This window comes from Bacteroides sp. 1001136B_160425_E2 (assembly GCF_015559655.1).
GTDB classification, from domain to species: Bacteria; Bacteroidota; Bacteroidia; order Bacteroidales; family Bacteroidaceae; genus Bacteroides; species Bacteroides luhongzhouii.
In genome coordinates this window covers 19,422-33,899 of record NZ_JADMQH010000030.1, presented here as the reverse complement: position 1 = coordinate 33,899, position 14,478 = coordinate 19,422, and the positions used below count along the sequence as shown (strand labels likewise).

General features: G+C 42.1%; 17 protein-coding genes and 1 pseudogene. 8 read left to right on the top strand and 10 right to left on the bottom strand.

The features are described 5' to 3' along the window. Positions 1–72 precede the first annotated feature (72 nt). From I2I04_RS22005 to I2I04_RS21990, 4 genes and pseudogenes are all read right to left on the bottom strand, one after another. Positions 73–495 (bottom strand): annotated as a pseudogene (locus I2I04_RS22005) (N-acetylmuramoyl-L-alanine amidase); the annotation flags it as partial. Between the two features lie 16 nt (positions 496–511). After that, a complete protein-coding gene (locus I2I04_RS22000) occupies positions 512–610 on the bottom strand; it encodes a smalltalk protein (protein ID WP_004303901.1) in 99 nt (32 codons plus the stop codon). 74 nt (positions 611–684) lie between these two features. Next, a complete protein-coding gene (locus tag I2I04_RS21995) occupies positions 685–1,170 on the bottom strand; it encodes an HU family DNA-binding protein (protein ID WP_143260611.1) in 486 nt (161 codons plus the stop codon). 250 nt (positions 1,171–1,420) lie between these two features. Continuing rightward, positions 1,421–3,745: a DUF3987 domain-containing protein gene (locus I2I04_RS21990; RefSeq protein WP_195655868.1), complete on the bottom strand. Its 2,325-nt coding sequence runs from the start codon at positions 3,743–3,745 to the stop codon at positions 1,421–1,423. Between the two features lie 153 nt (positions 3,746–3,898). Between I2I04_RS21990 and I2I04_RS21985 the strand changes: the two genes are divergently transcribed. The 5 genes from I2I04_RS21985 to I2I04_RS21965 all read left to right on the top strand — a co-directional run bounded on the left by I2I04_RS21985 (position 3,899) and on the right by I2I04_RS21965 (position 6,148). Next, positions 3,899–4,258, top strand: coding sequence for a hypothetical protein (locus tag I2I04_RS21985; protein WP_143260605.1), 360 nt, complete (start codon positions 3,899–3,901; stop codon positions 4,256–4,258). A 136-nt stretch (positions 4,259–4,394) separates the two neighbouring features. Continuing rightward, positions 4,395–4,901, top strand: a complete 507-nt coding sequence (locus I2I04_RS21980; RefSeq protein WP_143260603.1) for a DUF805 domain-containing protein — start codon at positions 4,395–4,397, stop codon at positions 4,899–4,901. A 261-nt stretch (positions 4,902–5,162) separates the two neighbouring features. Next, a complete protein-coding gene (locus I2I04_RS21975; RefSeq protein ID WP_223225954.1) occupies positions 5,163–5,393 on the top strand; it encodes a hypothetical protein in 231 nt (76 codons plus the stop codon). An 11-nt stretch (positions 5,394–5,404) separates the two neighbouring features. Next, a complete protein-coding gene (locus tag I2I04_RS21970) occupies positions 5,405–5,698 on the top strand; it encodes a RyR domain-containing protein (protein WP_185911505.1) in 294 nt (97 codons plus the stop codon). 75 nt (positions 5,699–5,773) lie between these two features. After that, a complete protein-coding gene (locus I2I04_RS21965) occupies positions 5,774–6,148 on the top strand; it encodes a RidA family protein (RefSeq protein ID WP_143260599.1) in 375 nt (124 codons plus the stop codon). Here I2I04_RS21965 and I2I04_RS21960 read toward each other — a convergent pair. Continuing rightward, entirely contained in the window at positions 6,116–7,594 is a 1,479-nt protein-coding gene (locus tag I2I04_RS21960) for a bifunctional folylpolyglutamate synthase/dihydrofolate synthase (RefSeq protein ID WP_143260597.1), read from the bottom strand. The two genes, I2I04_RS21965 and I2I04_RS21960, sit on opposite strands and share 33 nt — an antisense overlap. Before the next feature lie 132 nt (positions 7,595–7,726). Here I2I04_RS21960 and I2I04_RS21955 point away from each other — a divergent pair, with 132 nt between their 5' ends. Beyond that, a complete protein-coding gene (locus I2I04_RS21955; RefSeq protein ID WP_143260595.1) occupies positions 7,727–9,052 on the top strand; it encodes a PhoH family protein in 1,326 nt (441 codons plus the stop codon). 113 nt (positions 9,053–9,165) lie between these two features. Here I2I04_RS21955 and I2I04_RS21950 read toward each other — a convergent pair whose 3' ends face one another. The 4 genes from I2I04_RS21950 to I2I04_RS21935 form a co-directional block, all read right to left on the bottom strand. Further along, positions 9,166–10,143: a dihydroorotate dehydrogenase-like protein gene (locus I2I04_RS21950; protein ID WP_143260594.1), complete on the bottom strand. Its 978-nt coding sequence runs from the start codon at positions 10,141–10,143 to the stop codon at positions 9,166–9,168. Positions 10,144–10,167: 24 nt separating this feature from the next. After that, entirely contained in the window at positions 10,168–10,836 is a 669-nt protein-coding gene (locus I2I04_RS21945; RefSeq protein ID WP_143260593.1) for a YggS family pyridoxal phosphate-dependent enzyme, read from the bottom strand. Between the two features lie 6 nt (positions 10,837–10,842). Next, complete coding sequence (locus I2I04_RS21940; protein ID WP_004296648.1) at positions 10,843–11,322, bottom strand: DUF4494 domain-containing protein; 480 nt, start codon at positions 11,320–11,322, stop codon at positions 10,843–10,845. An 83-nt stretch (positions 11,323–11,405) separates the two neighbouring features. Next, positions 11,406–11,969, bottom strand: coding sequence for an HdeD family acid-resistance protein (locus I2I04_RS21935; RefSeq protein ID WP_004317609.1), 564 nt, complete (start codon positions 11,967–11,969; stop codon positions 11,406–11,408). A gap of 137 nt (positions 11,970–12,106) precedes the next feature. Here I2I04_RS21935 and tpx point away from each other — a divergent pair, with 137 nt between their 5' ends. Next, on the top strand, positions 12,107–12,607 hold the full coding sequence (tpx, locus tag I2I04_RS21930; RefSeq protein WP_143260592.1) for a thiol peroxidase: 501 nt from the start codon (positions 12,107–12,109) through the stop codon (positions 12,605–12,607). Positions 12,608–12,790: 183 nt separating this feature from the next. Continuing rightward, positions 12,791–13,675 (top strand): DUF3078 domain-containing protein, encoded by an 885-nt coding sequence (locus I2I04_RS21925; protein WP_004317613.1) that lies wholly within the window; start codon positions 12,791–12,793, stop codon positions 13,673–13,675. Between the two features lie 133 nt (positions 13,676–13,808). Here I2I04_RS21925 and I2I04_RS21920 read toward each other — a convergent pair whose 3' ends face one another. Further along, entirely contained in the window at positions 13,809–14,453 is a 645-nt protein-coding gene (locus tag I2I04_RS21920) for a DedA family protein (RefSeq protein ID WP_143260591.1), read from the bottom strand. Between the last annotated feature and the right edge of the window lie 25 nt (positions 14,454–14,478).

The window sequence follows — 14,478 nt, the reverse complement described above, 5'->3', positions numbered from 1 at the left end:
AAGTTCATGCAATATTGCACAGGCAAAGGTGCTATGAAAATATGACAGAGAAAACGGGTACTTTATCGGATGCTTACTGTCAAAACAGGGACAAGCTTTATGAATCGAAGCACTAAGTTGATAATGTCCCATGATTTGCGCTTCTGGATATTGATGTTTGAGAATCGTTAACAAGTCAAGCAACGCAAAACGCTGCGCCTGTGTTCTCGTATCTGCCGGACGGCCTTCTTCATCCAGTCCACCTTCATAGCAGATTCCAATACTGTGCCGGTTGAATCCTCTTACATGCGCACCCGATTCCGCTACCGGCCGGCAATGGTGAACTTCCCCATTACGAGTGATGTAAAAATGATAACCTATATCCTTGAAACCTCGTTGCAGATGACATTGGCGAAGCTGCTCTACGGTGAAGGGAACATTGCAGCGCGTTGCGCTGCAATGAATCACCAACAACTTAATCTCACGTGGGAGATAGCTTTCTTCTGAATTTTCCATATCGGTCAGCAGGAGATTAATGTCCCACACAGGACGTTACACCGATAGCCGAGATGATAGAAGTCGCGATAGTCACGATAAACTGGAGAATGTTTTTCCAAAGTTGCTTTTTCATACGAATTTAAATTAAAGAATAGATACTCATGCATTATAAACTATAAACTCAAGAACCAATCAACAACCGGGTGATTATGCTGCCGGGTCCGGAGCTTCTCCGCTACCGGATCCTCCTTGATTGTCCTCACCATCATCAGGAAGTGGATCTTTATCCGAATCTGCGGAAGAATCACTCTTATACAATGTATAATCCAGCGTCTTACACAGTTTGCGAAGATCACTTCCCGGATAAAAAAGCACTTTGCCCTTATCGATACACGATGCCTTGAATTCTTTTACCGTATCAGTAGGAGTACCCGTCTTGATACTCATACGGAAATTGCCCAGGTCACCCATCTGCACGATGTTTCCTTCCTCCAGTACATTGACGATTTCGAGCAGGAACTCACCGATACAACCTTCCAATTCTCCTTTGGAGTAAGAAGAACGTTCGGTAATTCGTTTGCAGACTTCCTTGACCGTTACTTTGCGACCGCTACGCGCCACTGCATAGTACTTCGGAGTTTCATCAGGTTTCAACAGGTTCTTGCGAGCCATGAGAGTGTAATTCTGTGCCATAAACTTTTAATTTTTAATTTCTAATTTTTAATTGTCTTGTAATCGATTACATGACAAAAGTAATACATTGGAAAAGTGACATGACGCATAGTGACGTACACGGGCGCATAGATAAAAAGAAAAAACATTGGGAGATTTGTATCGAAACTTCCCAATGTTTGATTTCAATTATTGAGATGTTTTTTTCAAATCTCCCGATGTTTTTCCGATTCTCCAAAAGGACAAAAGGACAAAAAGACACCTATGACTGTTATTTATTCATCTTAGTATAAGAACCATGAGATACCTTGCTGATTTTTATTCCATTAAGTGATTTTAGAAGACGTGTAACCTTACGAAGGTTGAAATCGTATTTTGCGCCAATCTGAATTGCTTCATCTGTAGTGAAGCTGTCAGGCAACTCATTGACGAAATTGCGAATAATGTCCGGATTCTTCAGAGGACGGACTGCAGGAGCCGGCATGGATGAGTGTAACAGACGGCTGTGTTCGTAACAACATAGAACGATTTGAAGAGATCGCTCGAAATCGGCATCTATACAATAAATTTCGGAGGAGAGATCGGTTGCCTCAAATTGCCGGATGCGGGTCTGAATCATGCTGATACGCATCACCAGAAAAGCATAGCGCTTCACTACGGCTTGAAGGTCATCATTGCCCTCCATCGCTACCTCGGACAGCATACGTGAGAAAATCTCATTCAGACGGTTCCATTGCGGACGGGTGAAATGAAATAAAACAGGATGCGCCAGGCAGAAATTATATAGTTCGTAGACACGATGGGCAATCGGCTTGAAAGAGTCTTCCAATGAAATACAATCATCACCCATCTCTTTCCAGTGGGGAGCTTCACGGAAAGTGTAAGCCAGAATACGGCTGGGAAGTCCGTTCCCGTAACTGTTTAACAAACAGTCTATCTGTCCGGGAGTGCCCGTTAGAAGCAAAGCTAATTTGGGATAACGGATATAGATTGGGATGATACCGTTGGCTTTATAGGAAGAATCAATGTTTTCGTGCTCAAAAGCTTTGCGGAGCATATCATCGAAGTTACCACAATCCAGGTGATTGGCCGTGGAGAGCGTTTGGGCTTCCGTATCGAAAATGATACTTCCTTGCGAACCGTTGTCCTGCATCTGAATTTGCATACGGGTGTAACTGGTAGTGGCGGGAATGAATAACATTTTAAAAGGAGGTCTTTGAGGCTCTTCGGAACACGTTTCTCCTTTTTTCCTTTTCCGCTGACATTCTGCTTGCCAGGTATTGTGCGCTGTATGGTAGTTTTTTAACATGGATTCACTGGTAGACAGTATTTCAGTCTGTATTTCTTCCAATAGATAGCGTCCGGTTTGGGCAATGCTTTTACCGCTGCCGGCAGAAGAAAATATGACACAGAACAAATGGGGGGAATATTTTTTGTGGTTATAAATTCCGAAAGTTTGTGGAAGTGCCGCACTTAGTGCGGTAAGATCGGAAAGGAGGGAGATGTCTTGTTCGCGGTCGCTTGCGTCTTCAATGATACAGTCATTCAGTAGATCGGGAAGATTATTGTACAAATCGCGAGGGAATAAAGGTGTTCCTTTCCTGAATTCTTCTCCCAGCCAATAGGCTTCTTCGGTGCTATCGGAGTTTTCTAAAGTACCATAGGGGATTTTTGTCCTTATGTCCTTTTGAAAGGAAGAAGAGGTGGCTGTAGAGGAAGCAGGTGCGTGCTCGTTAACTTGCTTGTATCCAGATGATAAAACACTTGTCAATTCTTCGGGACGAAAATCTGTATGCTCGAAAAATGCAGTAAGTTCACGTAATATGCTTTCTTGCGGATAGTGTCGGCGGGAGGCTTCGCAGGCAAGTTTAAAGACGTTGGAATGACGTTGTCCGGCGGTCAGGGGATGGAGGAAAATATAGGACGAAATAAATTGGGCGATTTCTGCTTCAGACACGTTTTCCGGGGTATTATCCTGAAGAGGAAAGGGAGGAAGCACTTTATTTTCAGAGAAAGCGTTTGCTTCCTCTTTTAGATGTGGTTCCAACACAAATGCCTGATAAAGACCGGCAACATATCCATTGGGCGAATAACTGAAATAACATAGGCGACTTTCGTCCTTGCAGGCCGGATCACTCTCCAATCCCAACAATTGATTGTAGTAACGGCTCACTAATTGCTGCCCTTCACGATGGCGGTTTTCGATACCTTCCACATAGGCGAAAACTTTCACTCCGTCGGTAGGACTTTCTATGGCCGCTACCGTATGGGGATCTGCCGCACAACGTTGGATGACTTGAAGACGATCTTTTACATGATCGTAGTCGAGCCCGATAATATGACTGGGGAGGAGGAAGTTTTTGATGGCATGTGCTCCGTCAAAAGTTCCTGCCGGAGTGAAACAGGGGAGTTGGCTCTTCAACTTCTGTGCCGCGGCATGGTCTCCTTCTGCATAGTATCGGCGGATAGCGTTTACGATAGAGGCATAGACCGGGTGAATACACATAATGATGACTTCAAGGAAAGACATGACTTTGGGCTTTTTTGAATACACGTTCTCGTAAACCGAGACTTTGATTTCTTCTAAGGCTTTCATATAAAATTGTTTTTTGTAAGATTGAGTTACCTGACTATCAGATAACGGGAACAAAGGTCGGGATATTAAAAATAGGGTTGCTTCCCTATGTGGATAGTACTTGATAAAGCAAATAAAAACTGAAATATTATAAATTATTAATAGTAGAATGACATGGCAAAAGAAAAACAGGAACCATATGAGTTTTTGAGCAATTTGGTATTGGCTTTAATGGGAACGGATCGTATTTTTAGTAATAGCTTTTTTATCAGCGAACTTGCTATCTCTCCCAAAACACTGGGGGAGATAAGACGGGGAGAGGATATGTGTATTTATCAGTATGTGCGTGTGATCCGGTGTATGACGGAGTATCTTCATTTAATCATCCAGATGGATATGTTGCTGAAGGAGTTAAGAACCGTATTAGCTTCCAATTGCGATTTGGTGGTTGCTACGGTTCCGCACCGTTTTCATGGGATTTGCCAACCGAAAGAGTGGGTGGTAGTGATGCAATGGGATGGGGTGAAATTGTGATTTATACAGGAAATAGGGCATTTTTTCAATTTTTTTGCCCGATTTCTTTCTTTATTTAATTTTTTTATATCTTTGCTTTCATATTGAGAAGCGCGGATAAAAACTCACTTATTTATTCATAAAAACTTAATAAATTATGTTCAAAGCTCCTTTTTCATTTGACGGTCGTATTCGTAGAATCGAGTATTTTTTGTCAGGCATTATCGGTGGTGTAGTTTCTAGTATTGCATGGGCACTTGGGGTAGGTACATTTATTTTGGGTGCTGCCAGCGGATCGGCCGGGGGATCAGTATTTGGTTTATTGATTGGTCTTGCTGCTATGATTGCATCTATCTGGTTCTCTTTGGCACAGGGTGTGAAACGTCTGCACGACTTAAACAAATCCGGTTGGCTGATTTTGTTGTGCTGTGTTCCTATCGTTGGTTGGATTTTCGCATTGTACATGCTGTTTGCAGATGGCACGGTAGGTCCTAATCCTTACGGGGCAGATCCGAAAAACCGTATGCCGTATCAGGCACAGCCTGCTTCTGTAAACGTGACTGTGAATGTTTCAAGAGAAGATGTAAAGGTTGAAAAGCCGGTAGAAGCTGCTCCTGCACCTGCGGAAGCGCCTGTGGAAGAAGATAAAGAAAAAGCTGAATAATCTGATTAAAAGCTGAAATGATAGAGCCTCCTGCGAATTTCGTTTTGCAGGAGTTTTTTTTGTTATTAACCTGTCTGGTATTCAATATTTTATATAAATTTGTAGACTTAATAATCCTCATGTTTGTGCCCTTGCTTCAGAGACGTTATTTAATAACTTAAGTAAATGTGAACATCTACGTAAGAAGCAAATATCCGGAAACAGTTCCTTACGACCAGTGTGTCGTAGAGTTAAGTTTTAGACTAAAAATAGATTAACTATATGACAGATCGGGAAATAATCAACGGATTGATCCATCGGGATGAAAAAAATACCGATTGTTTTTTCAACATAAAATATCGTCCGTTGTTTATCAATGTAATCAGGCTGATATTTGATTACGATGAATGTATTGGTGAACTCTACTATCATCTGATGAAGAATGGATCAAATATATTGCAGTCATTGTGGCAAAAAGATAGATTGGAAATTGTTCCGTTAACATATAAATAATGATTTGTAAGATGAAAAAGTATATTCCCAATCCGGTGGATACAGGAGATATCCAACTCCCGAAGGAGTTGGAATACTTGGTAGAAGAGATGGCTAAGAATGTTCATGAAGTCTGGTCGAGGACCAGAATAGAACAAGGTTGGACGTATGGAAAAAAGCGGGATGATGCATTGAAACAGCATCCGTGTTTGGTTCCGTATGAAGAATTGCCTGAAGAAGAAAAGGTGTACGACAGAAATTCTTCAGTGGAAACCTTGAAATTGATTATGAAACTTGGGTTCAAAATTTCGAAGGATAAGGAATAGATGACCTGTTCTGTCAATCTTATTCGGAATTTATTTTTATCTTTGAAATCTAGTAAAACAAAAAAAGAAATAGATATGAAAAAAGTAATTAGCAGTGAGAAAGCTCCGGGGGCTATCGGCCCTTATAGTCAGGCGATAGAAGCCAATGGTATGGTATTTGTGTCCGGTCAGTTGCCTATTGATGCCGCTACGGGACAGATGGCTGAAGGGATAGAAGGACAGGCTCGCCAGTCGTTGGAGAATATCAAACACATTCTAGAAGAAGCAGGATTGACAATGGGAAACATTGTCAAAACTACTGTATTTCTTCAGGATATGTCCCTGTTTGCAGGGATGAATGGTGTATATGCCACGTATTTTGACGGAGCCTTTCCGGCACGTTCGGCGGTTGCCGTAAAAGCTCTGCCCAAGGATGCGTTAGTGGAGATTGAGTGTATCGCGGTTCGCTAACAAATCTGCGACAATAAAACTGCTGCCTCCTACAAAGATCAGATCTTTTTGGGGGCAGTTCTTTTTTGCTGCCTGCACGGCCTCTACGACAGTGGGGTAGGTGGTACCTTTCAAGCCAGCTTTTTGGGCTAGTGCCAATAGCTCATTTTCCGGGAGTGCGCGTTTCACGCTTGCTTTGGTAAAATAATAGGTGGCATCTTTCGGTAACTCTTGCAAGACACTGCTGATATCTTTATCGTTCACCATGCCGAATACGATGTGCAGCTTCTGGTTGAATTTCTGATGAAGGAAATCAAGATGCCCGCAGACATATTTGATTCCATCCACATTATGTCCCGTGTCGCAGATGATATCCGGATAGCTGTGCACTTTCTGCCAGCGTCCCATCAGACCGGTGAGTTTGCATACATCGGCAAAACCATTGAGATAATCCTGAGGACAGATACGATAACCTATTTTTGTCAGCTCATCAAGAGCAGACAGGATGGTGAGGATATTTTCATGTTGACAGAGACCGCTTAATTCCATAAAAAGACCTGCAGGAAACATTTCATTGACAATTCGGATAGCATCTTTTCTCTTGTCGAGTATTTTGTCTAATGCTTTAATGCTGTCTGCCGGATGCAGGAAAAGCAATATTTCTTTAGATTCCTGTGCGCTTTCAGATGATTGGTGAGTCTCTTTTATCAAGTCTTGCAGGACATTATCCAGACGTTTTCTTAATGCCTGCATTTCCGGATAGGGAAGCCAGTCGGTAGGATTGTACGGGAGAATGGATTCTGCATAGTTGATAGGCGCATTCATTTCTTTGGCTTTCATGGTGAACACACGTTTCACGCTGCCTTTAGCTCTGCCAATGACTACCGGAACTCCTTCTTTTATAATGCCTGCCTTTTCTTTGGCTATTTTTGTCAGGGTATTTCCTAGATATTGCATGTGGTCAAAACTGATATTAGTGATGACACATAAATCGGGGTGAATGATGTTGGTGCAATCCAAGCGTCCGCCCATTCCTACTTCGATAACGGCTACGTCTACTTTTTGGTCCGCAAAATAGCGGAACGCCATGGCAGTGGTCAGTTCAAAAAACGAAGGATGGAGCGGTTCGAAGAATGAGCGGTGCTCTTCTACGAAGTTGACTACATATTCTTCCGGCATCATTTCTCCATTGATGCGGATACGTTCGCGGAAGTCGACCAAATGGGGGGAAGTGAATAAGCCTACCCGGTACCCGGCGGACTGTAATACGGCTGCGATAGTATGTGAGCAGGACCCTTTTCCATTGGTTCCGGCGATATGTATCGTTTTGAATTGTTGATGAGGATGCCCGAAATGTTCGTCTAATTTATGAGTGGTCTCTAAACCTGGCTTATATGCTTTGCTTCCTATTTGTTGAAACATTGGCGCACTCTCATATAAGTACTTTAAAGTGTTCTGATAGTCCATGTTTTATAATATTTAACTTCGGGCAATCTTTATTGCCCGTTAATTTGTTTATCTTTAGAACCGTCAATCTAACCGTAAATGCGGGGATTGCCGAATGAGATTGCAAATATCAACATTTAAATCTAAGAAATCATGGGAACTAAGAAAAATTTTGTGTTAGACACAAATGTTATTCTTCACGACTACAATTGCTTGAAGAATTTTCAGGAAAATGATATTTACCTCCCTCTTGTTGTACTCGAAGAACTGGATAAGTTCAAAAAAGGAAACGAACAGATTAACTTCAATGCTCGTGAGTTCGTACGCGAATTGGATGTATTGACTAGCGACGAGCTTTTCTCCGACGGGGTGAAACTTGGCGAAGGATTAGGACGCCTGTTTGTCGTGACAAGCAATGTGCCGGCTACCAAAGTTTGGGAATCGTTTCCAATAAAGAAACCTGACCATCTGATTCTGGCGGCAACCGAATATCTGACCGACAAGTATCCGAAAATGAAGTCTATCTTAGTGACCAAGGATGTGAATCTACGTATGAAAGCTCGTTCAATCGGTCTGCTTTGCGAAGATTATATTACGGATAAGGTGGTGAATGTAGATGTGTTCGAGAAATCCAATGAGATTTTTGAAAATGTAGATCCTGCATTGATCGACCGCATTTATTCTTCTAAAGAAGGTATTGACTTGAGTGAATTCGACTTTAAGGATTTGATTCATCCCAATGAATGTTTTGTGTTGAAGAGTGATAGGAACAGTGTATTGGCACGCTACAATCCTTTTACCCATTCTATTATCCGTGTGATGAAAGGGAAGAACTATGGAATCGAACCCCGGAATGCGGAACAGAGTTTTGCTTTTGAAATTTTGAATGATCCGAATATCAAACTGGTGGCTCTGACAGGAAAAGCGGGAACAGGTAAGACATTGCTGGCTTTGGCTGCCGCGTTGGGTAAACTGACCGACTACAAACAGATTTTGCTGGCACGTCCTGTTGTAGCGCTTTCTAACAAAGACATCGGTTTCCTTCCGGGAGATGCACAAGAGAAAGTAGCTCCTTATATGCAGCCATTATTTGATAATCTGAACGTGATAAAGCGTCAGTTTGCAGCAAACTCTACTGAAGTGAAGCGGATAGAAGATATGCAGAAAAGCGAACAGCTGGTGATTGAAGCTTTGGCCTTTATCAGGGGACGTAGTTTGAGCGAGATGTATTGCATCATTGATGAAGCGCAGAACCTGACGCCGAATGAAATAAAGACAATCATCACCCGTGCGGGCGAAGGTACGAAAATGGTGTTTACGGGAGATATCCAACAGATTGACCAACCTTATCTGGACAGTCAGTCCAATGGTCTGGTATATATGATTGATCGTATGAAAGATCAGAATATCTTTGCACACGTTAATCTGCTGAAAGGTGAACGAAGTGAATTGAGTGAGTTGGCAAGTAACCTGCTATAATGATGAAAAAATAAATTTGGCACGGATTACACGGATTTTACGGTTTCTCCAATTATCTTAAACCGCGTAATCCGTGTAATCCGTGCCTGATTTTTACTTCTTGCTTTTCCTTATTATTCTTTTTTTCCGAAATATTTAAGGAATTGTGTACGTTCGAATGTATTGACGCCTTTAATGTCTTTGATATTCAGTTTGCCTTTGAATTGAGCTATATTTTCGAATCCTTTGCGTTCCATCCATGCAGAGAGGAAGCGATTGGCTTCTCCGATGAATGCGTTTGTATTCAGATAGACTGCACTACATACTTCTACGGCTGAAGCACCGGCAAGGATTGCTTTCACTACTGATTCTGCGTTGGCAATACCACCGGAAGCCGCATAGTCGATCTTGTCTACTACTGCGGACGCAATTCCGATCCAGCGGAGCGGAGTGGCGAGGTCGGAAGCATTACTGAATATTTCTCCTGAAATATGCTCCATCTTTTCGATGTTGATATCCGGCTGATAGAACCGGTTGAAGAGAACAACTGCGGCTGCACCGTTGGCATACAACTGATCGATTAATACCACAGGATTGGTCAGGTTATCGCCCAGCTTCATGATAACGGGAATGTTAACCGTCTGCTTGATGTGGCGGAGAATGTCGATGTGGCGTTGTTCGAATGAACCGTATGTATATTGCACTTCTGATTGTAAGGCGAGGATATTGACTTCCAATGCATCGGCGCCGGCTTCTTCAATTTGCTTTGCAAAGTCGATCCATTCGGAGTCAGTGTAGCAGTTGATGCTGGCAATGATGGGAATGGGGCATACCTTTTTGCTTTCTTTTATCAAAGTCAGGTATTCGGACAACTTATGCTCACGGATATATTCTTCCAGATAGTCACTGGCTTCCGGATAGAAAGCCGGGTCTTTCAGTTGATCTGCTTCCAGCATGATCTGTTCCTCAAACAGTGATTTCAGAACGATAGCACCGGCGCCATCTTCGGCCAATTTTTTGTTTTTTCCGGCACTATTGGTCAGCCCTGAGCTACTGATGATGATAGGGTTTCTAAGAGAAAGCCCTGCGAAAGTAGTTTTTAAATCGGTCATAGCAATATGTTTTTTAATACTTAATCAGTAATTTCTTTCTCCGAAAATCTTGCTTCCTACTCGTACCAGCGTACTTCCTGCGGCAATGGCTTCGTGATAGTCATGTGACATTCCCATTGATAGTTCGCAGAAAGTATCAGAGTGTGTGAACCAAGTTGTTTTTATCTCGTTAAAGAGTCTGTTTAGTGAACAAAACTCCCGGTTGATTTGTTCGATTCGATCGGTGTTGCTGGCCATACCCATTAATCCGCAGATGCGCACATGAGCCAACTCTTTCCATTCTCCGGCATTCAGCATCTCTTTACATTCTTCGGGACTGAAACCAAATTTGGTTTCTTCCTGCGCAACGTGAATCTGCAACAGGCAGTTCACAGTACGTCCGGCCTTGACTGCTTGTTTGTTGACTTCGGCCAGCAGTTTATAACTATCAATTCCATGAATCATCGCTACGTATGGTATCATGTATTTGATTTTATTCGTTTGCAGGTGCCCGATAAAATGCCATTCGATATCTTTTGGCAAACTTTCGTATTTAGCTGTCATTTCCTGCACTTTGCTTTCTCCAAAAATTCGCTGTCCCGCCTGATATGCTTCTTCTATCGCTTCATTGGGATGGAATTTTGAGACAGCAACCAGCCGGACCCCTTGAGGGAGTTCGGCCAGTACTTGCTTTAAATTGTCAGCAATACTCATTGTTACTTATGCTTTTGACGGATCAAACTCCGGTTTGTCATTCGGTTCGGCGCTGTAAGGATATACATCCATGAGCGGAGTTTCGGATACCATACCGATCTGATAATCTGCCATGGTTCCTTTCATTCCTTCATCCAGCTTTTTCACTGCATCACGCAAGTCGGCAGCTTGTACCAATACTTGAGTGGAAGTCTTTTTTTCCGCACCGCTTTTTTCATCGAGCGTGATAAAAATAAGTTTGCATTTGAACCAGCGGTCGGCACTTTCTTCATCACTGGGGAATAGTTCGCTATAGTTGGCACGTTTGATGTCCGAAACGGTAAATTCTCCGGAGATAAACGGAGTCATTTCTTCGATAATCCGTGCTTCTGCTTCTGTAAAGCTGAGTGCATCAACAAGATAAGGTTCAGTTACTTTCTTCTGCATTCCGTTTTCCATTACTTTCTCATAACGGATTTTGCACTCAAACCATGTATGCATTGCCATAATTTTCTTCCTTTTTAATTAATTGATTCATGTAAATTGCCTACAAAGATAAACAAAATACCAAAGTAAGTGCCGAAAGATTTTTATTTTCTTTTATGCAGATTTTTTAGTTCAAATGAAAGCATGACACGGAAAAGCCCGATAATGAGGAAAGTAAAAGAAATCATGTAGACTGCGTAGAGTGCTCCTATGGCAGGTTGCCATAATATTAAAAGAGAACACAGAATGGCAAGGATACCGAAAGCCATGTACCAGCCCCAATCGCGGGTTCCGTAACGTTTCAAGTCGATGGAATAGCCGGTGGAGGAGAAGCCGCGGAACATAAGCCAGAAGGCTATGATAAAGGGAATGACTTCCATGCTGACCATTGGGTAGGCAATCAGGTAGATACCCAGAACAAGGTCGATCAGTCCGCCTACGATATACCATCCCCAACTCGGGACACCTTTCCGGTTGCTAAAAGCGAAGATGATTTCCAAAATACCGCTTATCAACATCGATACGCTGAAAATGATACTTAAAGCTACATAGGTGCTCACGGGTGAGAACATGAGCCAAAGGGCTACAATGATATACACGATTCCCAAAAGAAGAGAAGTCCACCAATTTTTTACTGAATGTTGAATCTCATTGAATACTGTTTCCATACATTTTATATTTTAAATTGAATACTAAGATGATTTCGTTGTGGAATAACAAATTGAATTTAGAAAAGGTTTTCCGTGAACATATTTGGGGGAATAGTTGTTTCCTATATAAAGTAAAATTTAAATATAGATGCATTATGGCAACAACAAATTTCAAAGGACAACCGGTGAAACTAATCGGTGAATTTATACAAGTTGGTAAGGTAGCTCCTGATTTCGAGCTGGTAAAAACAGATTTATCTTCTTTCTCTCTGAAAGATTTGAATGGTAAAAATGTGATTTTAAATATTTTCCCCAGCCTGGATACCAGCGTATGTGCAACTTCTGTACGTAAGTTTAATAAGATGGCTGCCGGACTGAAAGATACGGTAGTATTGGCTATCTCTAAGGATCTTCCTTTTGCGCACGGTCGTTTCTGTACTACAGAAGGTATTGAAAATGTAATTCCATTGTCTGATTTCCGCTTCTCTGATTTCGACGAAAGCTATGGAGTGCGTATGGCAGACGGTCCGTTGGCAGGACTTTTGGCTCGTGCGGTAATTGTGATTGGTAAGGATGGCAAGATTGCTTATACGGAACTTGTTCCTGAAATCACCCAGGAGCCTGACTATGATAAGGCTTTGGCAGCTGTAAAGTAATTTAAGCATAGGGTATTAAGTATTAATGGCAGCTAATAAACGACTACGGTTAATACTTAATACGTATAACCTAATATTTATTTAAAGATTTTGACCTAATGGGAACTGGTAAAAAGACTTGGTAAACTGCCAAGGCTCCGTTCTTGTTAGGTTGTGTTTTTTCTACACTAAACCTCAACTGTCATGAACAAGATGAAAACTCTATTCATCACCCTGCTATGTATGGGTGCTGGAACCTTGTCGGCTCAAACTGCCGATAGTACACAAACTTCTCCCTGGACAAAAGAAGGATTTGCCGGACTGAAACTGACACAGGTGAGCCTGACCAACTGGGCTGCCGGAGGTGATAACTCTGTCGCTTTTGACTTGCAGGGCACTTATCAGATTAATTATAAAAAAGGAAAACATCTGTGGAATAATCGTATCGAACTGGCTTATGGATTGAATAAGACCGGTGACGACGGAACCAGGAAGGCTAATGATAAAATTTATTTGAATACGAATTATGGCTATGCTATTGCCAAAAGTTGGTATGCCAGCGCATTCGCCACTTTCCAGACGCAGTTCTCTCCCGGATATGACTATTCTGTCAATAAGGATGTTGCTATCTCCGAATTTATGGCTCCCGCTTATTTGACTACCGGTTTGGGATTTACCTATGATCCGGGTAAGATATTTACCGTTGTACTGTCTCCTGCTGCGTGGCGCGGAACATTTGTTCTCAATGACCGTCTCTCGGACGAAGGAGCTTATGGAGTGGATCCGGGCAAACACCTGTTATCCAGTTTCGGCGCTAACTTGAAAGGAGAAGCTAAGTATGAATTTTTGAAGAATATGACGGTATATTCGCGTTTGGATCTATATTCCGATTATCTGCACAAGCCATTGAACATAGATGTGAACTGGGAAGTGCAAATAAATATGATTATCAATAAATGGTTTTCAACCACGCTCACTACTAACCTGATGTATGACGATGATGTGAAGATTGTACAAAAGGATGGCACCAAAGGATCTCGTGTGCAATTTAAAGAGATCTTGGGAGTGGGTGTTCAGTTCAATTTTTAAGTTTATATAATGATTTAGGCACGGATTACATGGTCTTTAATGTTGTCATTGCTGTAAAGCAAACGCGTTCATCCGTGTAATCCGTGCCTAAAAAATAAGAATTAATTGGTGGCAGGTACTTAATACCTAATACTTATTTTTTCTTCTTCAGTCCCTTATAAGCTAGGAACCCGATGACTAACACCACCACTGCTATAATGACATAGCCGATTTCGTGGCTGTATGTGGTTGCCATTACATAGACGTCATTAGTGGTTTTGAGGTCTGTAAACCGGTAGATCAGGTATCCGAGTAGAGCCAATACACTGTTCCATATCGCAGCGCCTAGAGTGGTGTAAAGTAGGAAAGGTCCTAATTTCATGCCGGCTAATCCTGCGGGAATACTGATAAGTTGGCGTACAGCCGGAATGAGACGGCCAAAGAAAGTGGAGGCTGCGCCGTGCTTTCTGAAATATTCTTCTGCATGGTGTACTTTTTCCTCGTCAATAAGGCACATGTGCCCTAAACGGCTGTTGGCGAATTTATAGACAATAGGACGACCCAGCCAACGTGCCAGGTAATAATTTACTAATGCACCGATATCGGCTCCTATGGTGGCAAATAGGACCACGAGAAAGATATTCATACTGTCGTCTGCCATAGCTTTCCATGCGGCAGGTGGCACTACGGCTTCCGAGGGGAAGGGAATAAAAGAACTTTCGATAGCCATAAAAATGGTGACTACCCAATAGTTCAAGTTTTCTAATACCCATTTAAGAAGTTCTGCTACTGATTCCATGTTTTTTGAGGATAGAATTTATTAT